This is a genomic window from Bradyrhizobium sp. SZCCHNR1002 (assembly GCF_032381435.1).
Lineage (GTDB): Bacteria > Pseudomonadota > Alphaproteobacteria > Rhizobiales > Xanthobacteraceae > Bradyrhizobium > Bradyrhizobium aeschynomenes.
The window spans coordinates 2,615,293-2,634,951 of the sequence record NZ_JAUHIS010000001.1 but is presented as its reverse complement, the minus strand read 5'-3'; the positions used below and the strand labels follow the sequence as shown (position 1 = coordinate 2,634,951).

General features: G+C 67.6%; 17 protein-coding genes. All 17 read left to right on the top strand.

Annotated elements, in window-relative coordinates; all coding sequences use genetic code 11:
* Window position 1 precedes the first annotated feature (1 nt).
* A complete protein-coding gene (locus tag QX108_RS11885; RefSeq protein ID WP_315726344.1) occupies window positions 2–862 on the top strand; it encodes an ABC transporter permease in 861 nt (286 codons plus the stop codon).
* A gap of 14 nt (window positions 863–876) precedes the next feature.
* Window positions 877–2,589, top strand: a complete 1,713-nt coding sequence (nikE, locus tag QX108_RS11880; protein WP_315782058.1) for an ABC transporter ATP-binding protein — start codon at window positions 877–879, stop codon at window positions 2,587–2,589.
* Between the two features lie 269 nt (window positions 2,590–2,858).
* Complete coding sequence (locus QX108_RS11875; RefSeq protein ID WP_315782056.1) at window positions 2,859–4,274, top strand: FAD-binding oxidoreductase; 1,416 nt, start codon at window positions 2,859–2,861, stop codon at window positions 4,272–4,274.
* A gap of 203 nt (window positions 4,275–4,477) precedes the next feature.
* Entirely contained in the window at window positions 4,478–5,674 is a 1,197-nt protein-coding gene (uxuA, locus tag QX108_RS11870; protein ID WP_315782054.1) for a mannonate dehydratase, read from the top strand.
* Window positions 5,675–5,726: 52 nt separating this feature from the next.
* A complete protein-coding gene (locus QX108_RS11865) occupies window positions 5,727–6,758 on the top strand; it encodes an L-idonate 5-dehydrogenase (protein WP_315782052.1) in 1,032 nt (343 codons plus the stop codon).
* 46 nt (window positions 6,759–6,804) lie between these two features.
* A complete protein-coding gene (locus QX108_RS11860; protein ID WP_409998509.1) occupies window positions 6,805–7,704 on the top strand; it encodes a sugar kinase in 900 nt (299 codons plus the stop codon).
* The gene (gene eda / locus QX108_RS11855; RefSeq protein ID WP_315782048.1) at window positions 7,701–8,342 is read left to right on the top strand and encodes a bifunctional 4-hydroxy-2-oxoglutarate aldolase/2-dehydro-3-deoxy-phosphogluconate aldolase; all 642 of its coding nucleotides are present in this window, start codon (window positions 7,701–7,703) and stop codon (window positions 8,340–8,342) included. The genes QX108_RS11860 and eda overlap by 4 nt, the downstream gene beginning before the upstream one ends.
* A gap of 246 nt (window positions 8,343–8,588) precedes the next feature.
* Window positions 8,589–9,554 carry a galactofuranose ABC transporter, galactofuranose-binding protein YtfQ gene (gene ytfQ / locus QX108_RS11850; RefSeq protein ID WP_315721483.1) on the top strand — a complete coding sequence of 322 codons (966 nt, stop codon included), beginning with the start codon at window positions 8,589–8,591 and terminating at the stop codon, window positions 9,552–9,554.
* Window positions 9,555–9,766: 212 nt separating this feature from the next.
* The gene (locus QX108_RS11845; protein WP_315782045.1) at window positions 9,767–11,317 is read left to right on the top strand and encodes a sugar ABC transporter ATP-binding protein; all 1,551 of its coding nucleotides are present in this window, start codon (window positions 9,767–9,769) and stop codon (window positions 11,315–11,317) included.
* Entirely contained in the window at window positions 11,314–12,306 is a 993-nt protein-coding gene (locus QX108_RS11840) for an ABC transporter permease (protein ID WP_315782043.1), read from the top strand. Before QX108_RS11845 ends, QX108_RS11840 begins: the two co-directional genes overlap by 4 nt.
* A complete protein-coding gene (yjfF, locus tag QX108_RS11835) occupies window positions 12,303–13,331 on the top strand; it encodes a galactofuranose ABC transporter, permease protein YjfF (RefSeq protein ID WP_315782041.1) in 1,029 nt (342 codons plus the stop codon). Before QX108_RS11840 ends, yjfF begins: the two co-directional genes overlap by 4 nt.
* A complete protein-coding gene (locus QX108_RS11830; protein WP_315782039.1) occupies window positions 13,328–14,071 on the top strand; it encodes a FadR/GntR family transcriptional regulator in 744 nt (247 codons plus the stop codon). The genes yjfF and QX108_RS11830 overlap by 4 nt, the downstream gene beginning before the upstream one ends.
* Window positions 14,068–15,804 carry an IlvD/Edd family dehydratase gene (locus QX108_RS11825; RefSeq protein ID WP_315782037.1) on the top strand — a complete coding sequence of 579 codons (1,737 nt, stop codon included), beginning with the start codon at window positions 14,068–14,070 and terminating at the stop codon, window positions 15,802–15,804. Before QX108_RS11830 ends, QX108_RS11825 begins: the two co-directional genes overlap by 4 nt.
* A gap of 9 nt (window positions 15,805–15,813) precedes the next feature.
* Window positions 15,814–16,743, top strand: a complete 930-nt coding sequence (locus tag QX108_RS11820) for a dihydrodipicolinate synthase family protein (protein WP_315782035.1) — start codon at window positions 15,814–15,816, stop codon at window positions 16,741–16,743.
* A gap of 3 nt (window positions 16,744–16,746) precedes the next feature.
* The gene (locus QX108_RS11815; RefSeq protein WP_315782033.1) at window positions 16,747–17,673 is read left to right on the top strand and encodes a Gfo/Idh/MocA family oxidoreductase; all 927 of its coding nucleotides are present in this window, start codon (window positions 16,747–16,749) and stop codon (window positions 17,671–17,673) included.
* Between the two features lie 3 nt (window positions 17,674–17,676).
* Window positions 17,677–18,756, top strand: a complete 1,080-nt coding sequence (locus tag QX108_RS11810) for an aldose epimerase family protein (RefSeq protein ID WP_315782031.1) — start codon at window positions 17,677–17,679, stop codon at window positions 18,754–18,756.
* 2 nt (window positions 18,757–18,758) lie between these two features.
* Complete coding sequence (locus tag QX108_RS11805; protein ID WP_315782266.1) at window positions 18,759–19,640, top strand: SMP-30/gluconolactonase/LRE family protein; 882 nt, start codon at window positions 18,759–18,761, stop codon at window positions 19,638–19,640.
* The last annotated feature ends 19 nt before the right edge of the window (window positions 19,641–19,659 follow it).

The following is a 19,659-nucleotide window of genomic DNA, read 5'->3' as shown; positions in this document are numbered from 1 at the left end:
CATGACCACGATCGAGACCTCATCCACGCTGCGCCATACCGCCTTCGTGCTGCGCGGCAATCCGGTCACGGCGCTCGCGGCCGGCGGCGCGCTGCTGCTGGCGCTGATGGCGATCTTTGCGCCGTGGCTCGCGCCTTACGATCCGATCGCCTCCGACGTGCCGGCGGCGCTGCAGCCGCCCAGCGCAGCGCATTGGTTTGGCACTGACCAGCTCGGCCGCGACGTGCTGAGCCGCCTGATCGTGGCGAGCCGGCTCGATCTCACCATCGCCGTGACCGCGGTCGCGGTGTCCTTCGCGATCGGCTCGGTGATCGGCGCTCTCTGCGGTTATGCCGGCGGACGGCTCGACAAGGCGGTCGGCCGCTTCGTCGACGTGCTGATGGCGTTCCCGCTGTTCGTGCTGGCGATGGCGATGGTCGCCGCGCTCGGCAACCGCGTCGAGAACATCGTGATCGCGACCGCGATCATCAACCTGCCGTTCTACATCCGCTTCGCGCGCGCCGAGGTGAACATCCGCCGCAACCTCGGCTGGGTCGAGGCCGCGCGCGCCTGCGGCGAAAGCCACGTCGCGGTGGTGTTGCGCTTCCTGCTGCCGAACGTGCTGCCGGCGATGGCGGTGCAGATGTCGCTCAATCTCGGCTGGGCGATCCTCAATGCCGCCGGCCTCTCCTTCATCGGCCTCGGCGTCAAGCCGCCGACGCCGGAATGGGGCATCATGGTCGCCGAGGGCGCGCGCTTCATCTCCACCGGACGGTGGTGGCTGGTGGCGTTCCCTGGCCTCGCGCTGATGAGCGCGGTGCTGTGCTTCAACCTGCTGGGCGATGGTTTGCGCGACATCCTTGATCCCCGGATGCGCACATGACGGCGGATCTCAGAATGAACAGGCGTGGCGCTTCCGAGGATGCGCTCGTGAGCGCATCTGAAAGCAAGTCGCCGCTGCTGGAGGTCGAGAACCTCAAGGTCACGTTCTCCACGCGCCGCGGCCTCGTCGAGGCCGTGCGCGGCGTGTCGCTGTCGCTGCAGCCGGGAGAGATGCTCGGCCTCGTCGGCGAGAGCGGCTCGGGCAAGTCGGTGACCGGCTTTGCCATCACCCATCTACTGGACAAGGCCGGCCGCATCGCTGACGGCCGCATCCGTTTCAAGGGCCAGGACATCACCCGTGCCGGCGGCGCCGATCTGCGCAGCCTGCACGGCGCTGCGATGTCGATGATCTTCCAGAACCCGCGTGCGGCGCTGAATCCGATCCGCACCGTCGGCCAGCAGGTCGCGGATGCGATCCTCGCGCATCGACGGCTGTCGCGGCAGGAGGCGCTGGCCGAGGCGCTGAACCTGCTCAAGGCTGTGCAGATCCGCGATCCCGAGCGGCGCATGAGCGCCTATCCGCACGAGCTCTCCGGCGGCATGTGCCAGCGCGTGATGATCGCGGTCGCGATCTCCTGCAATCCGTCGCTGCTCATCGCGGACGAGCCGACCACCGGTCTCGATGTCACCACGCAGAAGGTGGTGATGGACCTGCTCGCCAAGATCGCGGCCGAGCGCGGCATGGCGACGATCCTGATCACGCACGATCTGGGCCTCGCGGCGCGCTATTGCGCCCGCGTCGTGGTGATGGAGCAGGGCAGGCTGGTCGAGGAGGCCGCGCCGCTGACCTTGTTCCACCGGCCGCAGCATCCCTACACCAAGCGGCTGGTCGCGGCGTCGCCGACGGCGACCTCGCGCATCGAGGACCTCGTGCCTGATGGCGAGACAATTCCGCTGGTCGAATTGACCGCGCTGCCGCCTCCGCCGCACGGCACGCCGCTGCTGCTGGACGTCAAGAACATCGTCAAGCGCTTCGACGACGGCACCATCGGCGTCGCCGACTTCTCGATGACGATGCGGGGCGGCGAGAGCGTCGGCCTGGTCGGCGAGAGCGGCTCCGGCAAGAGCACGACCTCGCGCATGATCTGCCGGCTGATCGATGCCAGCGAAGGCGAGATCCTGTTCGATGGCCAATCGATCGGGCAGATTCCGTCGCGTGACTTCCACCGCTCCGAGCTGCGCAAGGACATCCAGATCGTCTTCCAGGATCCGAACGACAGCCTCAATCCGCGCTACACGGCGTTCGACTGCATCGCGCATCCGCTGTTCCGGCTGATGAACATGCGATCGGGCGACACGATGCGCCAGCGTGTCGAGGAATGCGCCGAGCGCGTCGGACTGCCGCGCGAGCTGCTGTCGCGCTTCCCGCATCAGCTCTCGGGCGGGCAGAAGGCGCGCGTCGGCATCGCCCGCGCGATCGCCTGCAAGCCGCGCCTGCTGGTGCTCGACGAGCCGACCGCCGCGCTCGACGTCTCCGTGCAGGCGGTGGTGCTGCAGCTTCTCAACAAGCTCAGGCGCGAGGACAATCTCGCCTTCCTGTTCGTCAGCCACGATCTCAACGTCGTGCGCATGATGTGCGACCGCACCATCGTGCTGCGCACCGGCGCCATCGTCGAGCAGGGCGAGAGCCGGGCGCTGTTCGCCAATCCGCAGACCGACTACACCCGCGAGCTGGTCGACGCGGTCCCGCACATCGCACCACAGGCGCTTGATGTCTGTCCGGTGTGACGAGGCGTGGAACGGCAGGCGTGCCGCCAACCGTCCTTCGAGACGCCCGCCTTCGGCGGGCTCCTCAGGACGAGGCTGGTATCCGCAGCGAAACTCTCACTCCTCACGGTGAGGTGCGCCGCGTGCGGCGCGTCTCGAACCATGAGGCCCCGCTCTCACCACCCATAACAATCGATTATGGACGGCGGACAACTTGGTATTGGGGCCGATGTCGCCCATCCTGTTAGTTTGCAGCCGTCTCGAGAGTCCAGGGTTCAAAAACACGGATCATGACTGAGCTGATCGAAAGGCTGCAGAGCGCCGTCGGCGCGAGGCATGTGCTCGTCGCGCCCGAGGATCAAGCGCCGTATCTGCGCGACTGGCTCGGCAAGTATCAGGGCGCCGCGATCGCCGTGGTGCGCCCCGGTTCGACGGAGGAGGTTGCAGCCGTGATGGCGGCCTGCGCCGAGGCGCGCGTCGCCGTGGTGCCGCAAGGCGGCCACACCAGCCTGTCCGGCGGCGCGACGCCGGATGCCAGCAGCCATGCGATCGTGCTGTCGCTGTCGCGCCTGAACCGCATTCGCGCGATCGATCCGATCGGCCAGACCATCGTCGTCGATGCCGGTGTCGTGCTGGCGAAAGTGCAGGATGCCGCGCGCGAGGCCGGCCTGCTGTTTCCGCTGAGTTTGGGCTCCGAAGGCAGCTGCACCGTGGGCGGCAATCTCGCGGCCAATGCCGGCGGCGTCGCTGTGCTGCGCTATGGCGTGATGCGCGAGCTGACGCTTGGTCTCGAAGTGGTGCTGCCAGATGGCCGCATCTGGGACGGCCTGCGCGCCTTGCGCAAGGACAACACCGGCTACGCGCTGCGTGATCTCTTCATCGGCTCGGAAGGCACGCTCGGCATCATCACCGGCGCGGTGCTGAAGCTGTTTCCGCAGCCGACCGCCCGCGCCACTGCCTTCGTCGCGGTCGCCGATGCGGCCGCGGCGCTGAAGCTCTTGCAACTGTCGCGCGCGCGGTGCGGCGACCGCCTGACGGCGTTCGAATTCCTGACCGCGGCGACGCTGGAGATGATCCTGCGCCAGATGCCGGATACGCGACTGCCCTTCGGCGCACTGCCGGATGCGGCCGTGCTGATCGAGCTCAGCGACATCGGCGACGAAGCCGCGCTGACGGCGCGCCTCGAAGCCACGCTGACCGCTGCGATGGCGCAGGGGCTCGCGTCCGACGCTGCCGTCGCGCAGGACGGCACCCAGACCAAGGCGTTCTGGCGTGTGCGCGAGAGCGTGTCGGAAGCGCTGGTGCGCGAGGGCAAGGCGCTAAAGCACGACATCGCGGTGCCCGTCGCCGAGATCGCCGAGTTCGTCGACGTGATGGACGCCGCGGTCGGCGCGGCGCTGCCCGGCATCCGCCCCATGGTGTTCGGCCATCTCGGTGATGGCAATCTGCACTACAACCTGATGCGGCCGCTCGCCATGACCGAAGCCGAGTTCTACGAACAGGGCTCGCGCATCACCCGCCTCGTCCACGACGAGATCACCTGCCGCCGCGGCTCGATCAGCGCCGAACACGGCATCGGCCAGCTCCGCACGTCCGAGATGCCGCTGTGCAAGCCGCCACTCGAACTCGAGCTGATGCGTCAGCTCAAGCGCACGCTCGATCCCCACGGGCTGATGAACCCGGGCAAGCTGCTGCCGAACGTGTAGTTCAGCTCTCCGATCTCAATCCGCCTCGTAGCCATGCACCTGGCAGGATGAGGGGCGCGGCCGGCAGTCCCGGTCGGATCGAGGCTTGAGGCGTCTCTTGCAGACCTCGCGGGCGTCAGCCAATTTCATGACGCAAAGCCGTGAGATCGATAGGCCATGAGCGGCATGCGACAGGCAGGCGGCCTCGGGGCGGGGGGAATGACATGCAACAGACATGGCGCTGGTTCGGGCCTGACGATCCCATCACCCTGTCGCAGGTTCGCCAGACCGGCGCGACCGGGATCGTGACGGCGCTGCATCACATTCCCTATGGCGTGGTGTGGAGCACCGACGAGATCATCAAGCGCATCGGAATCATCGAGGAGGATGCGTCGCTGCGGCTGCGCTGGAGCGTCGTCGAGAGCCTGCCGGTGTCCGAAGCGATCAAGCTGGGGGAGGGCGATCTCAGCGAGCTGTTCGACAATTACCGGCAATCGCTGCGCAATCTCGCCGCCTGTGGCATCACCACCGTCTGCTACAATTTCATGGCCGTGCTGGACTGGACCAGGACGGAGTTGGCGTTCCGCCTGCCGGGCGGCGCCACGGCGCTGCGCTTCGACATGGATCGCTTCGCCGCCTTCGACTGCTACATCCTGCAGCGTCCCGGCGCCGAGGCGGAGTTCTCCGCCGATGTGCTCGACCGTGCGAAAGCCTGGGTGACGCGGGCCTCGGAGTCCGGCAAGGACCGGCTGCTCGCGGCCATCATGGCCGGCCTGCCCGGGGCCTATGACCGCTACGACGTGCCCGGCCTGCGCCGCATGCTCGAGAAATACCGCGGCATCGGTCACGCCGAGCTGCGCGCCAACTACGCGCGTTTCCTGCGCGAGGTGGTGCCCACGGCCGAGGAGTGCGGCGTCAGCCTGTGCGTGCATCCCGACGATCCGCCGCGCGATCTGCTCGGCCTGCCGCGCGTGGCGTCGTCGGCCGACGACCTCCAGTTCATCGTCGATGCCGCCCCTTCCAGGGCCAACGGCCTCACCTTCTGCACCGGCGCGCTCGGCGCGGGCGGCCACAACAACGTGCCGGCGATGGCGGAGCGCTTTGCCCCGCACATTCGCTTCGTGCACCTGCGCAACGTGACGAAGATGCTCGACGGTTCGTTCATGGAGGCGGAGCATCTGCGCGGCGATGTCGACATGGTTAACGTGGTCACGACGCTGCTGAAGGAGCAGGCGCGCCGCAAGGCGGAGGGCGAGCCGGACTGGCGCATCCCGTTCCGGCCCGATCACGGCCATGAGCTGGCCGACGATAGCGGCCGCGGCACTCATCCTGGCTATCCGCTGGTCGGGCGGCTGAAAGGCCTCGCCGAGATCCGCGGGGTCATGACCGCGGTTGCTGCCATCAACCGCTTGCCGGTCTGATCCCGTCGTGGTCTAGGATCAGCGGATAAGACGAGACAGGGAGAACCGGCCCATGCGTGCCGTCGTGATTCACGCGCCCAAGGATCTGCGCATCGACAGCTTCCCCGATCCGGCGCCGGATGTGGGGCAGGTCCGGGTGAAGATCGAGGCTGGCGGCATCTGCGGCTCGGACCTGCATTATTACCACCATGGCGGTTTCGGCACGGTGCGGATCAAGCAGCCGATGGCGCTCGGCCATGAGATCGCCGGCGTGGTCGCCGCGGTCGGCGCCGGCGTGACCGGACTGTCCGAAGGCACCCGCGTTGCCGTGAATCCGAGCCTGCCCTGCGGCTACTGCGCCTATTGCCGCGAGGGCCTGCGCAACCAGTGCCTGGACATGCGCTTCATGGGCAGCGCGATGCGCGATCCGCACGTGCAGGGCGGCTTCCGCGAATTCGTCACCGTCGATGCCTCGCAGGCGGTGCCGATCGCACCGTCGCTGTCGCTCGGAGAGGCGGCGATGGCCGAGCCGCTGTCGGTCTGCCTGCACGCCGCGCATCAGGCGGGATCGCTGCTCGGCAAGCGCGTTCTGGTCACCGGCTGCGGACCGATCGGCGCGCTGGCGATCCTGGTCGCGCGTTACGGCGGGGCGGCCGAGATCGTTGCGACCGATGTCGCCGAGGCCCCGCTCGCGGTGGCCCGCAAGCTCGGCGCCAGCCATGCGTTCAACGTCGCCGCGGAGCCGGCCGCGCTCGATCCGTGGCGCGCCGGCAAGGGCACGTTCGACGTGTTGTTCGAGGCGTCCGGCAACCAGGCCGCGCTGCGCGCGGCGCTCGACGTGATGAGGCCGGGCGGCGTCATCGTCCAGCTCGGGCTCGGCGGCGAAATGACGTTGCCGCTGAACACGCTGGTCACGAAGGAGCTGCAATTGCGCGGCACCTTCCGGTTCGACCGTGAATTCGATCTGGCGGTGCGGCTGATGGGCGAGGGCCTGCTCGACGTGAAGCCGCTGATCTCAGCCACGCTGCCGTTCCAGGAGGCAATTTCCGCCTTCGAGCTCGCCAGCGATCGTAGCCGGTCGATGAAGGTTCATTTGACGTTTTGATCGCGGGATTACGCCGATGAGAGTCGCCTGCATCGGAGAGTGCATGGTGGAGTTCGCGCAGGAGGACGGCAGCCTGTTCAGGCGCGGCTTCGGCGGTGACACGCTCAACACGGCGCTCTATCTGTCCCGGCTCGGCGTGCTCACCTCCTACGTGACCGCGCTCGGCGACGATCCCTTGAGCGCGATGATGCTGGCGGCATGGCAGGCGGAGGGCATCGAGACCGCGGAGGTGCTCCGCGTTGAGGGCCGCGTGCCCGGCCTCTACATGATCGAGCGCGATGCCCGGGGGGAGCGCAGTTTCCTGTATTGGCGCGACCGCGCGCCGGCCCGCGAGCTGTTCGATCGCGCCGATCCCGCCATGCTCGACCGTCTCTCCCGCTTCGAGGTGATCTATCTCTCAGGCATCAGCTTGTCGCTGTATGGCGAGACCGGCAAGGCCAAGCTGCGAGAACTGCTCACGGTGGCGCGCAAGCGCGGGGCTCGCGTGGTGTTCGACGGCAACTACCGGCCGCGCGGCTGGGCCAGCCGCGAAGTGGCGCAGCGCGCATTTCGCGCCATCCTGCCATTGGTCGACATCGCGCTGCCGACCCTCGAGGACGAGCAGATGCTGTTCGGCGATGCCGATGCCTCGGTCTGCCTGCGCCGCTTCAGGGATGCCGGCGTGGCCGAAATCGTCATCAAGCGCGGCCCGCGCGGCTGCCTGATCCACGCCGATGGCGTGCTGGTCGATATCGCGCCGCCCGCCGTGCTGCAGCCGGTCGACACCACGGCGGCCGGAGATTCCTTCAATGCGGGTTATCTGGCCGCACGGATCAAGGGCGCACCGCCGCGCAAGGCGGCGTTGGCCGGCCACCGGTTGGCCGGCGCCGTGATCATGGCGCCAGGCGCGGTAATTCCGGCAAATGCGATGCCGCAGGACATTCTGACATCGAGCGAGGCGTCATGAGCAGTTCGGACAAGCGCGCGAAGCTCGATGCGGTGTTTGCGCTGGCACCGGTGATCCCGGTGATCACGATCGACGACGCAGCGCAGGCCGTGCCGCTGGCGCGGGCGCTCGTCAGCGGCGGCCTGCGTGTCATCGAGATCACCTTGCGCACGCAGGCGGGCTTCGACGCGGCGCGTGCGATCATCAGCGAGGTGCCGGAGGCGAGGGTCGGCATCGGCACGGTGCTGACACCGGCGGACTACGAGCGCGCCGCAAAGCTCGGCGTGGCGTTTGCGATCAGTCCGGGCCTCTCAATCGAGCTGCTGGACGCGGCAAACGCCGGCGAGCTGCCGTTCGCGCCGGGCATTCAGACCCCCTCGGATCTGATCGCCTGCGTGACGCGCGGGTACGAGCTGGTGAAGTTCTTCCCCGCGGTGCCGGCCGGTGGGCTCGCCGCGCTCGATGCGCTGGCCGGGCCGTTCCCGAACGTGCGCTTCTGTCCGACCGGCGGCATCAATGCCGGCAACGCCGCGCAATGGCTCGCGCATAAGAAGGTTGTCGCGATCGGCGGCTCCTGGGTGGCGCCTGCGTCCGACATCAAGGCGGGCGCGTGGGCCGCCATCAAGCAGCGCGCCCGCGAGGCGACGACGCTGCGCTGAAATCTTCGCCAACTCCAAATCGACGTGAGGGCTGTAGCCTATCTGCTGCAGCGCACTCGCATGAGCCAGCGCGCCCTATCCACAGCTCCCTCAAAAAGTATTACAGTCAAATAATATGACTAGTCAGGTCGGAGGTTCCGTGGAATAACGGACCCCGTCAGCCACCGAGCTGACGATAACGGTGCGAAGACACCGCTGTGAGCGGCGCCGTACCGAGAACAGATACTTTGTGGGAGAGAACGTCTGATGACCCTGAAAGCCCTCTTTGCGGCCTCGGCAACGGCCGCCTTGCTGCTCGCGACCTCCGCCAGCGCTGCTGAGCTGACCGTCGGCTTTTCGCAGATCGGATCGGAGTCCGGCTGGCGCGCCGCCGAGACCTCGGTCTCGAAGTCGGAAGCCGCCAAGCGCAAGATCAACTTGAAGATCGCCGACGCCCAGCAGAAGCAGGAAAACCAGATCAAGGCGATCCGCTCCTTCATCGCGCAGGGCGTGGACGCGATCTTCCTGGCGCCGGTCGTCGCCTCCGGCTGGGACGCCGTGCTGAAGGAAGCCAAGGAAGCCAAGATCCCGGTCGTGCTGCTCGACCGCGACATCGATCCCGCGGGCAAGGACCTCTATCTGACCGCCGTGACCTCCGACAGCGTGCATGAAGGCGCGGTGGCCGGCGAGTGGCTCGCCAAGACCGTCGGCGGCAAGGACTGCAACGTCGTCGAACTGCAGGGCACCGTCGGCGCCAGCGTCGCCACCAACCGCAAGAAGGGCTTCGACTCCGTCGTCGCCAAGAATGCCAACCTGAAGGTCGTGCGCAGCCAGACCGGCGAGTTCACCCGCGCCAAGGGCAAGGAAGTGATGGAGAGCTTCATCAAGGCCGAGAATGGCGGCAAGTCGATCTGCGCCGTCTACGCCCACAACGACGACATGATGGTCGGCGCGATCCAGGCGATGAAGGAAGCCGGCCTCAAGCCGGGCAAGGACATCCTGACCGTCTCGATCGACGCGGTGCCGGATATCTTCAAGGCGATCGCCGCCGGAGAGGCCAATGCGACCGTCGAGCTGACGCCGAACATGGCCGGCCCGGCCTTCGACGCCATCGTCGCCTTCAAGGAGAAGGGCACGGTGCCGCCGAAGTGGATCCAGACGGAATCGAAGCTCTACACCTCGGCCGACGAGCCGATGAAGGTCTACGACAGCAAGAAGGGCCTGGGCTACTGAGCCTGGCTTCTTTGACCGTCGTCCTGGCGAAAGCCAGGACCCATAACCACCGCAGCTGATGAGGCGCACGGTATTGGCCAAGTGCCTCAATCAACCCATCCGCGGTATGGGTCCCGGCTTTCGCCGGGACGACGGAGATAGATCGCTGGCGTCTGCACGTTGTGCAGGCGTCAGCTTTCCGGATGTTGGCCGAGTAATTCGTGTAGTTCCTCATGTCTGATCCCTCAGCTCCGCCGGCGACGCGTCCCTCGCTTCTGGACATTCGCGGCCTGTCGAAGAGCTTCGGTACGCTGAAAGCGCTCGATGGCGTCGACTTCACGCTGGGTGAGGGCGAGATCCACGCGCTGCTCGGCGAAAATGGCGCCGGCAAGTCGACCCTGATCAAGGTTGTCACCGGCGTGTTCGCGCGCGACGCCGGCACGGTGCGGCTCGCCGATCGCGAGATCGCGCCGCGCTCGGCCAAGGACGCCGTCGATGCCGGGATCGCCACCGTCTATCAGGAAGTGAACCTGCTGCCGAACCTGTCGGTGGCGCAGAATCTGTTTCTCGGCCGCCAGCCGACGCGCTTCGGCGTCGTGCGCGAGGGCGAGATGAAGCGGCGCGCGCGTGCGCTGCTACTCGATTACGGTCTCGACATCGACGTCGGCGCGCCGCTTTCGAGTTTTTCGGTTGCGGTCCAGCACATCACGGCGATCGCGCGCGCGGTCGACCTGTCGGCGCGGGTGCTCATCCTGGACGAGCCGACCGCGAGCCTCGACCGCCACGAGGTCGAGATCCTCTTCAGCGTGATGCGCAAGCTTGCGGATCGCGGCATCGGCATCGTCTTCGTCAGCCATTTCCTCGATCAGGTCTATGAAATCTGCGATCGCGTCACCGTGCTGCGCAATGGCCGCCTGATCGGGTCGCGCGACATCGCCGACCTGCCGCGGCTCGACCTCATCCGCATGATGCTCGGCCGCGAGCTTGCCGAAACGACGCATGAGCGCGCGGCGAGCCAGCCCGACACGGCGCGCGAGGTCTGCGTCAGCTTCAAGGGCTTTGGCAAGCAGGGCTATGTCGCGCCGTTCGATCTGGAGCTGCGCCGCGGCGAGGTCGTCGGGCTCGCCGGGCTGCTCGGCTCCGGCCGCACCGAGACCGCGCGGCTGGTGTTCGGCGCCGAACGCGCCGACAGCGGCGAAGCGACGATCGACGGCAAAGTCATCAAGCTGAATTCGCCGCGCGATGGCGCAGGCTTCGGCTTCGGCTACTGCCCGGAGGAGCGCAAGACCGAGGGCATCGTCGCCGATCTCACCGTGCGCGAGAACATCGTACTGGCGCTGCAGGCGCGGCGCGGACTGCACCGTCCGCTGTCGCGGCGCGAGCAGGACGAGATCGCGATGCGCTACATCCGCATGCTCGACATCCGGCCGCCGGATCCGGAGCGGCCGATCGGGCTGCTGTCCGGCGGCAATCAGCAGAAGGCGCTGCTCGCCCGCTGGCTGGCGACGTCGCCGAAGCTGCTGGTGCTCGACGAGCCGACCCGCGGCATCGACGTCGGCGCCCATGCCGAGATCATCCGCCTGGTCCGCGAGCTGTGCGACCAGGGCCTGGCGCTGCTCGTCATCTCCTCGGAGCTCGACGAGATCGTCACCTACTCGAACCGCGTCGTGGTGCTGCGCGATCGCGAGCATGTCGAGGAGCTGAAGGGCGACGCCATCGAGGTCTCCAGCATTCTCGCGGCGATCGCCGCCGACACCTCGCCGGCGCACGAGGCCGCATCATGACGCTCCGCATTCCCCGCCGCGGCATGGCACAGGCCTTGGCGCTGATCATCATCCTGATGATCGATCGCCTGGTGTCGCCGCAGTTCTTCAACCTGCATCTGCAGGACGGTCGTCTGTTTGGCAGCGTGATCGACGTGCTCAACCGCGGCACGCCGGTGGCGCTCCTGTCGCTCGGCATGGTCTTGGTGATCGCCACCGGCGGAATCGACCTCTCGGTCGGCGCCGTCATGGCGATCGCGGGCGCCACCGCCGCGAGCCTCGCCGACACGCATTCGCTGCCGGTCGTGCTCGCCTCGGCGCTGGCCGTCGGCTTGGCGTGCGGACTGTGGAACGGCATCCTCGTCGCCGTGCTGCGTATCCAGCCGATCGTCGCGACCTTGATCCTGATGGTCGCGGGTCGCGGCATCGCGCAGCTCATCACGGAAGGCCGCATCGTCACCTTCACCTCGCCGGATCTCGTATGGATGGGCAACGGCGCCGTGCTCGGCCTGCCGACACCGGTGGTGATCGCCTTGGGCATGCTGCTGGTGACGGCCGCTGTCGTGCGCGGCACCGCGCTCGGGCTTCTGATCGAGGCGACCGGCGGCAATGCGCGCGCCAGCGAGCTCTCCGGCGTTGGCACCCGCGCGATGATCCTCTCGGTCTATGTCTGGTGCGGCCTGTGCGCGTCGCTCGCCGGCGTGATCGCCGCGGCGGATATCATGGGCGCCGACGCCAACAATGCCGGGCTCTGGCTCGAGCTCGATGCCATCCTCGCGGTCGTGATCGGCGGCACCTCGCTGTTCGGCGGCCGCTTCAGCCTGGTGCTGGCGGTGGCCGGCGCGCTGATCATCCAGGCCATGAACACCGGCATTCTGCTGTCGGGCTATCCGCCGGAGCTCAACCTGCTGGTGAAGGCCGTCGTCGTGCTGGCCGTGCTGCTGGCGCAGTCGCCGCGGCTCGGCGATCTCTCGCGCTTCACCGCGCGCTGGCGGAGGACCAAGCCATGAAGGCCTCGACCTCGGTTGCGATCACCGCCTTCGTGCTGGTCGCCGGCTTCGCGCTGTGCGCGCTGCAATTCCCGAACATCGCCTCGACACGTGTCGTGGCCAATCTGCTCACCGACAATGCCTTCCTCGGCATCGTCGCGGCCGGCATGACCTTCGTCATCATCTCTGGCGGCATCGACCTCTCGGTCGGCTCGGTGATCGGCTTCACCACGGTGTTCACCGCGCTCGCGATCGAGCGCTGGGGCATCCCGCCGCTGGCTGCGTTCGCGCTGGTGCTGGTGCTGTGCGCGCTGTTCGGCGCCGCGATGGGCACGGTCATCCACGTGTTCGAGCTGCCGCCGTTCATTGTGACGCTCGCCGGCATGTTCCTGGCGCGCGGCATCAGCTTCCTTCTGTCCACCGAGTCGATCCCGATCACCGCGCCGATCTACAGCGCCGTTTCGGATTTTGCGATCAAATTGCCCGGCGGCGGGCGGCTCACTGCAATCGCGATTGCGATGCTGGTGATCCTCGTCGTCTGCGCGCTGTTGTTGCACCTGACCCGGTTCGGCGCCAATGTCTACGCGCTCGGCGGCAGCCGTGCCGCGACGGCGTTGATGGGCATCCCGGTCGGGCCGATGACGATCCGCATCTATATGCTGTCCAGCGTGCTCGCGGGCCTCGCCGGCATCGTCTTCTCCTTCTATACGGCGGCCGGCTATTCGTTGTCGGCGGTCGGCGTCGAGCTCGACACCATCGCGGCCGTCGTAATCGGCGGAACTTTGTTGACCGGCGGGCAGGGCTCCGTCATCGGCACCTTCCTTGGCGTCCTGATCCAGGGCATGATCCAGACCTACATCAATTTCGATGGCACGCTGTCGAGCTGGTGGACCAAGATCGCCACGGGGGTTCTGTTGTTCGTCTTCATTGCGCTGCAGCAAGGTCTGATGGCGCTCGCGCGCCGCTCATCCGTCAAGCCCGCAGGGGCCAAGCTGGCGGGCGTCAAGCCTGCAGCAGAGGTCAAGCCCGCGGGAGCGCCGACATGACGTCGTCGCACATCGTCTCGATCCCGACGCGCCGGGCACATTCCAACCACGCCGAGGTCGCCCGCAGCATCGGCATCGACATCATCTCTGGCAAACTCGGCGAAGGGGCGCGGCTGCCGGGCGATGCCGAACTGACGGCGACGTTCGGCGTCTCCAGGCCGGTGCTGCGCGAGAGCGTCAAGACGCTGGTTGCCAAGGGCCTGCTCTCGACCAAGGCCCGCGTCGGCACCGTGGTGCGCGAGCGCTCTGCCTGGAACATGTTCGATCCCGACGTGCTGGCGTGGCATCTCGACGCCGGCATCGACAAGCGCTTCCTCGCCGACCTTGCCGAGATCCGGCTGGCGATCGAGCCGCGCGCAGCGGCGCTCGCGGCCGAACGCCGCACCGAGGACGACGTCGCGGCCATGCGCACAGCGATGGCGAAGATGGAGCGCGAACCGTCCACCTCGGTCGCCTTCGCCGACGCCGATCTCGCCCTGCACATCGCGATTGCCAATGCGTCCGGCAATCCCTTCATGCGCTCGATCGGCGCGGTCATCGAGGCGGCGCTGCGCGCCTCCTTCGTGTTGAGCGCGCCCGTCGAGACCGCCGATCGCGACACCGTGCTGGTCTGGCACCAGCGCATCATCGACGCGATCGCCAATGGAGACCCCGAGGGCGCCTCGGAAGCCATGATCGAAGTCATCTACAACGGCCGGCGGCGTCATGCGCAATCGGCTGCACGAACGGACCAGGAATGAGCAACGACAAATCAGACAAGCAGCTGCGCAGCCAGGCGTGGTTCGGCCGCCAGGACAAGATGGGCTTCTATTATCGCTCATTCCTGAAGAACAGCGGCACGCCGCAGGACCGCTTCGAGGGCCGGCCTGTCATCGGCATCTGCAACACCTGGTCGGAGCTGACGCCCTGCAACGCGCATTTCCGAATCATCGCCGAGCACGTCCGCCAGGGCGTGCTGGATGCCGGCGGCTATCCCTTGGAATTCCCGGTCTCCTCGCTCGGCGAGGTGACGATGCGCCCGACCGCGATGCTGTTCCGCAACCTCGCCTCGATGGACGTCGAGGAGGCGATCCGCGCGCATCCACTCGACGGCGTCGTGCTGCTGATGGGCTGCGACAAGACCACGCCGGCGCTTTTGATGGGCGCGGCCTCGGCCGACCTGCCGGCGATCGGCGTCTCCGGCGGGCCGCAATTGCGCGGCGTCTATCGCGGCCAGATCATCGGCTCCGGCACCAACATCATCTCGATGAGCGAGCAGCTGCGCGCCGGCGAGATCACGCTGAAGGAGTTTCATGAGGCCGAGGCCGGCATGAACCGCTCGGCCGGCAGCTGCATGACCATGGGCACGGCTTCGACGATGGCTTCCATGGTGGAGGCACTCGGCATCGGCCTGCCGGAGAATGCCGCGATCCCCGCCGCCGACGCGCGCCGCAATCTGCTCGCCCGCATGGCCGGTCGGCGCATCGTCGAGATGGTCCATGAGGATCTCAAGCCGTCGGACATCCTGACCCGTCAGGCGTTCGAGAACGCGATCCGCACGCTGGCGGCGATCGGCGGCTCGACCAACGCCGTGGTGCATCTGCTCGCGATCGCCGGCCGCGTCGGCGTCGAGCTGACGCTCGATGATTTCGACCGGCTCTGCCGCGACGTGCATTGCCTCGTCGACCTGATGCCGTCGGGCCGCTTCCTGATGGAGGACTTCTACTACGCGGGCGGCCTGCCGGCGGTGCTGCGCGCGCTCGGGGAGCGTGGTCTGCTGCACAAGGATGCGCGGACGGTCAACGGCAAGACGCTGTGGGACAACGTCGCCGAGGCGCCGAACTACAATGCCGAGGTGATCACGCCGTTCGAGACGCCGTTCAAGACGGAAGCCGGCATCGCGATCCTCAACGGCAATCTCGCGCCGAACGGCGCGGTCATCAAGCCGTCGGCGGCCTCGCCGGAGCTGATGAACCACACCGGGCGCGCGGTGGTGTTCGAGAGCGTTGAGGAGATGCATGACGCGGTCGACGACGACACTCTCGACATCGACGCCTCCTGCATCATGGTGCTGAAGAACTGCGGCCCGAAGGGCTATCCCGGCATGGCCGAGGTCGGCAACATGCCGCTGCCGGCCAAGGTGCTGCGCCAGGGCGTGCGCGACATGATCCGCATCTCCGATGCGCGCATGTCCGGCACCGCCTACGGCACCGTGGTGCTGCATGTCGCGCCGGAGGCCACCGTCGGCGGACCGCTGGCGCTGGTCAAGAACGGCGACATGATCACGCTCGACGTTCCCGGCCGCCGCCTGCATCTGCATGTCAGCGACGAGGAGCTCGCCGCGCGCCGCGCCGCCTGGACGCCGCCGAAGCCGCATGCCGACCGCGGCTATCAGAAGCTCTACATCGATCACGTGCTGCAGGCCGATCGCGGCGTGGATTTCGACTTCCTGGTCGGCCGCACCGGCTCGCCGGTGCCGCGCGACAATCACTAAGAGGGGCTCATGACCGCTTCCGCCAAAAAGCTCTATAAGGGCGTCTTCCCGGTCGCGCCGACCGTGTTCGATGCCGACGGCCGCCTCGATCTCGAGGGCCAGAAGCGCGCGATCGACTTCATGATCGACGCCGGCTCGCACGGCATCTGCATCCTCGCCAACTTCTCCGAGCAGTTCGTGCTGACCGACGACGAGCGCGATCTCGTCATGACCACGGTGCTAGAGCATGTCGCCGGGCGCGTGCCGATCATCGTCACGACCACGCATTTCTCGACCTTCGTCTGCGCCGAGCGCTCGCGCCGCGCGCAGGACAAGGGCGCCGCCATGGTCATGGTGATGCCGCCCTATCACGGCGCCACCTTCCGCGTGCCGGATAGCTCGATCTACGAGTTCTATCGCGGCGTGTCGGATGCGATCTCGATTCCGATCATGGTGCAGGACGCGCCGGTCGCGGGCACGCCGCTGTCGGTGCCGCTGCTCGCGCGCATGGCCAAGGAGATCGAGAACCTCGCCTATTTCAAGATCGAGGTGCCGCGCGCCGCCGACAAGCTGCGCGCGCTGATCGAAGCGGGCGGCGCGGACATCCAGGGCCCGTGGGACGGCGAGGAGGCGATCACCTTGATGGCCGATCTCGACGCCGGCGCCACCGGCGCGATGACCGGCGGCGGTTATCCCGACGGCATCAGAAAGATCATCGATCCCTATTTTGCAGGCGATCGCGATGCCGCGGCCGCGGCCTATGAGCGCTGGCTGCCGCTGATCAACTACGAGAACCGGCAGTGCGGGCTTGCGACCTGCAAGATCCTGATGAAGGAAGGCGGCGTGATCAAGCACGACACGCTGCGCGCGCCGCAGCCGCCGATCCACCCGGCCACGCAGAAGGGTCTGATCGAGATCGCGCGCCGGCTCGACCCGCTCGTGCTGCGCTGGGGACGCTGAGCCATGAGCGAGCTTCGTGTCGCCATCGTCGGCTTCGGCAAGATCGCCAAAGACCAGCACGTGCCTGCGATCGCCGCCACCGCCGGCGTGACCCTGACCGCGGTGGCGAGCCGCAACGCCTCGCTGCCGGGCCTGCCGCATTTCGGCTCGATCGAGGAACTGCTGCGCGATGGGCCGGAGATCGACGCGGTCTCGCTGTGCACGCCGCCGCAGGTCCGCCGTGCCCAGGCGCTGGTCGCGCTCGAGGCCGGCAAGCATGTGATGCTGGAGAAGCCGCCGGGCGCCGCCGTGAGCGAGCTCGATCCGCTGGTCACGCTCGCGGCGAAGAAGCAGCGCACGCTGTTCGCGACCTGGCATTCGCGCTACGCGCCGGCCGTCGAGCCTGCGCGCGAGTGGCTGTCCCGGCGCGAGATCCGCAGCGTGCGGATCGACTGGAAGGAAGACGTCCGCGTTTGGCATCCCGGGCAGGCCTGGATCTGGCAGCCGGGCGGGCTCGGCGTGTTCGATCCCGGGATCAACGCGCTGTCGATCTTGACGCGCATCCTGCCCGAGCCGGTGTTCGTCACCGAGGCCGAGCTGTCGTTCCCGTCGAACTGCCAGGCGCCGATCGCGGCCAATCTCTCGATGTCCACGGCGAGCGACCTGCCGATCGCGGCCGAGTTCGACTTCCGCCAGACCGGGCCGCAGAGCTGGGACATCCGCATCGAGACCGATGCCGGACAGCTGAAGCTGTCGCTCGGCGGCGCGCGCATGACCGCGGATGATCAGTTGATGATCGACGAGAAGGAGCGGGAATATCCCGGCCTCTATCGTCGCTTCGTCGAGCTGACCAAGACTGGCGCCAGCGACGTCGATCTGGCGCCGCTGCGACTGGTGGCCGATTCCTTCCTGCTCGGCCGCCGCAACATCGTCGAGCCGTTCGAGGACTAAGCCATGGCCGAGACCCGGATCACCAGGGATGTGTTTGGCAGCCTGCCGGATGGCCGCGAGGTCGAGCGCGTCACCTTGCGTGGCGCCGGCGGCTTCGAGGCGCGGATCATCACCTTCGGCGCCGCGCTGCAGGCGCTGCTGGTGCCGGATGCGCATGGCGCCGTCGACGACGTCGTGCTCGGCCATGACGACCTCTTGAGCTACGTCAAGCTCCGCAAGTTCTTCGGCGCCACGGTCGGGCGCTACGCCAACCGCATCGCCGGCGCGCGCTTCACGCTCGACGGCGATGACGTGCGGCTGGAGGCCAATGACGGCGCGCACGCACTGCATGGCGGCCCCGATGGCTTCGACCGCAAGCTCTGGCAGATTGTCGCCGCCGAGGACGACGAGCAGCCCTCGGTGACGCTGCTCTATGTCAGCCCCGACGGCGAGGCGAACTATCCGGGACGGCTCGACGTCCGCGTCACCTATCAGCTCACCGGGCCGACGGAACTGTCGGTGACCTTCGCGGCGCGGACGACCCGCACCACGATCGTCAATCTGACCAATCACAGCTTCTTCAATCTCGACGGCCTCGCGGCCGGCACGGGTATCCTCGACCATCGTCTCACGCTCGCGGCCGACCACTATCTCGCGATCGACGAGACTGCGATCCCGCTGCCCGGCCCGCCGCATGACGTTTCCGGCACGCCGTTCGATTTCCGCGACGCCCAGGCGATCGGCGCGCGCATCCGCGCCGACGATGCGCAGATCAAATGCGGCCGCGGCTATGACCACAATTTCTGTCTGCGTGCGGGTGATGGCGTGCGCCTTGCCGCCCGGCTGGAGTCGCCGCGCTCGGGGCGCGTGATGGAGCTGCACACCGATCAGCCCGGCCTGCAGGTCTATTCCGGCAACTACATCGACGCGACCGTCAGTGGCAAGGGCAGGGTGTTCCGGCAGTCCGACGCGCTCTGCCTGGAGCCGCAGGTCTGGCCGGATACGCCGAACCGCCCGGATTTCCCGAGCGCCAAGCTCTCGCCTGATGACGTCTACAAGCACGAAACCATCTATCGCTTCTCGACCACGGGAGCGTCCGCATGATGATGGAGCAAGTGCCGACCACCATCCTTTGCGCTGAGCACTGCCATCTCGGCGAGGGACCGACCTACGATCCGGCGACCGACACCGCCTGGTGGTTTGACATCCGCGAAGGCCTGCTGTTCGAGGCCAAGATCGGCAGCGGCGAGGTGCGCCGTCATGTGTTAGGAAAGATGGCGAGCGCGCTCGGCCGCATCGATGCGCAGCGGCAGCTGATCGTGGCCGAGGATGGACTCTACATCCGCAGCATCGCCGACGGCGCGCTGGCGCTGTACCGGCCGCTCGAGGCGGACAATCCGGCGACCCGGTCGAACGACTCTCGCGTGCATCCCTCCGGCACGTTCTGGATCGGAACCATGGGCCGCAAGGCCGAGCGCGGGCTGGGCGCGATCTATGCGCTGCATCGCGGCGAGATCGTTTGTCTCTTTCCGAACGTCACCATCCCGAACGCAATCTGCTTCACCGCTGATGGCGCGACCGGGTATTTCGCCGACACCGACGAGAACGTGCTCTACCGCGTCGCGCTCGATCCGCAGACCGGTCTGCCGCGCGGCGAGCCGGAGGTGCTGCTGCGCCATACCGGCATCGGCGGCCTCGACGGCGCCGTCGTCGATGCCGAGGGGCGGATCTGGAACGCGCGCTGGGGCGGCGGTTGTGTGGACGTCTACAGCCCGCGGGGCGAGCATCTGCGCAGCATCGCCGTGCCGGCAAGCCAGGCCAGCTGTCCGGCCTTCGTCGGCAAGGACCTCACCCGCCTGCTGGTCACCTCGGCCTGGCAGGACATGGACGCGGCGGCCAAGGCTGCCGATCCCGGCCACGGCCAGACCTTTCTTCTCGATGTCGGCGCAAGGGGACGCGCCGAGCCCGACGTCGTGCTGTCGATCTGAGAGGAGGAACAATCAGTCG

Coding starts and splice junctions, on each gene's coding strand:
- QX108_RS11885 (WP_315726344.1), top strand. CDS start 2: ATGACCACGATCGAGACCTCATCCACGCTGCGCCATACCGCCTTCGTG.
- nikE (WP_315782058.1), top strand. CDS start 877: ATGAACAGGCGTGGCGCTTCCGAGGATGCGCTCGTGAGCGCATCTGAA.
- QX108_RS11875 (WP_315782056.1), top strand. CDS start 2,859: ATGACTGAGCTGATCGAAAGGCTGCAGAGCGCCGTCGGCGCGAGGCAT.
- uxuA (WP_315782054.1), top strand. CDS start 4,478: ATGCAACAGACATGGCGCTGGTTCGGGCCTGACGATCCCATCACCCTG.
- QX108_RS11865 (WP_315782052.1), top strand. CDS start 5,727: ATGCGTGCCGTCGTGATTCACGCGCCCAAGGATCTGCGCATCGACAGC.
- eda (WP_315782048.1), top strand. CDS start 7,701: ATGAGCAGTTCGGACAAGCGCGCGAAGCTCGATGCGGTGTTTGCGCTG.
- ytfQ (WP_315721483.1), top strand. CDS start 8,589: ATGACCCTGAAAGCCCTCTTTGCGGCCTCGGCAACGGCCGCCTTGCTG.
- QX108_RS11845 (WP_315782045.1), top strand. CDS start 9,767: ATGTCTGATCCCTCAGCTCCGCCGGCGACGCGTCCCTCGCTTCTGGAC.
- QX108_RS11840 (WP_315782043.1), top strand. CDS start 11,314: ATGACGCTCCGCATTCCCCGCCGCGGCATGGCACAGGCCTTGGCGCTG.
- yjfF (WP_315782041.1), top strand. CDS start 12,303: ATGAAGGCCTCGACCTCGGTTGCGATCACCGCCTTCGTGCTGGTCGCC.
- QX108_RS11830 (WP_315782039.1), top strand. CDS start 13,328: ATGACGTCGTCGCACATCGTCTCGATCCCGACGCGCCGGGCACATTCC.
- QX108_RS11825 (WP_315782037.1), top strand. CDS start 14,068: ATGAGCAACGACAAATCAGACAAGCAGCTGCGCAGCCAGGCGTGGTTC.
- QX108_RS11820 (WP_315782035.1), top strand. CDS start 15,814: ATGACCGCTTCCGCCAAAAAGCTCTATAAGGGCGTCTTCCCGGTCGCG.
- QX108_RS11815 (WP_315782033.1), top strand. CDS start 16,747: ATGAGCGAGCTTCGTGTCGCCATCGTCGGCTTCGGCAAGATCGCCAAA.
- QX108_RS11810 (WP_315782031.1), top strand. CDS start 17,677: ATGGCCGAGACCCGGATCACCAGGGATGTGTTTGGCAGCCTGCCGGAT.
- QX108_RS11805 (WP_315782266.1), top strand. CDS start 18,759: ATGGAGCAAGTGCCGACCACCATCCTTTGCGCTGAGCACTGCCATCTC.